The sequence below is a fragment of the Deltaproteobacteria bacterium genome, from assembly GCA_023382265.1.
Taxonomy (GTDB): Bacteria; JAMCPX01; JAMCPX01; order JAMCPX01; family JAMCPX01; genus JAMCPX01.
The window spans coordinates 2,222-2,812 of the sequence record JAMCPX010000042.1 but is presented as its reverse complement, the minus strand read 5'-3'; the positions used below and the strand labels follow the sequence as shown (position 1 = coordinate 2,812).

At 40.6% G+C, this 591-nt stretch carries 2 protein-coding genes; both read right to left on the bottom strand.

Annotated elements, in window-relative coordinates; all coding sequences use genetic code 11:
• On the bottom strand, nucleotides 1–159 hold a 159-nt coding region (locus tag M1381_08175), incomplete at its 3' end, for a cobalamin-dependent protein (GenBank protein MCL4479055.1).
• Between the two features lie 29 nt (nucleotides 160–188).
• Nucleotides 189–591 (bottom strand): methylmalonyl-CoA mutase family protein (locus M1381_08170; protein ID MCL4479054.1); only part of this gene is annotated, 403 nt, incomplete at its 5' end.

Here is a 591-nt window from a genome sequence, read left to right as displayed (position 1 = left end):
CTGTATAGCTGCTCTTATTATCTGGTCCGGGCTTGAGTTTCCTATGTATATTACTTCCATTCCGGCATCTCTTAGCTGCTTAGCAACAATAAATACTCCCCTTGAATGTACATCAAGACCTAGCTTTGCAAGCAGCACTTTTATATTTTTTTTAGCCATAACTTAAACCTCCACTTATAGAATTAATCTTAAAACATTGCAGGCGGTCTCCAGAGACCAAATGCCTTTTTAAAGACAGCAAACACTTCACCTTCGGTGCAGCCTGCCCTTGCACATGCAAGGGAGTATGGAAAAATATTGACACTACCCCTGCATGCATCTTCAAGATCTTTTAAGGCTTTTGAAACAGAGGTGTTGTCCCTTGAAGATTTAAGCTTTGCAAGTTTGGCAATCTGCCGCTCTTCTGCTCCTTTGGGGTACTTAAAGACTTTTATGGGGGGAATCTTTGCAGATGATACGTAGCTATTGAGTCCTACAACCTTTATAGCTGCCGATTCAATTTTTGCATGTTCTGCGTTAAAGTAGCTAGCAACTTTTCTGTGTATCCATCCCTTCTCAATAGATGCAACATATCCTCCTACTTTTTCAATC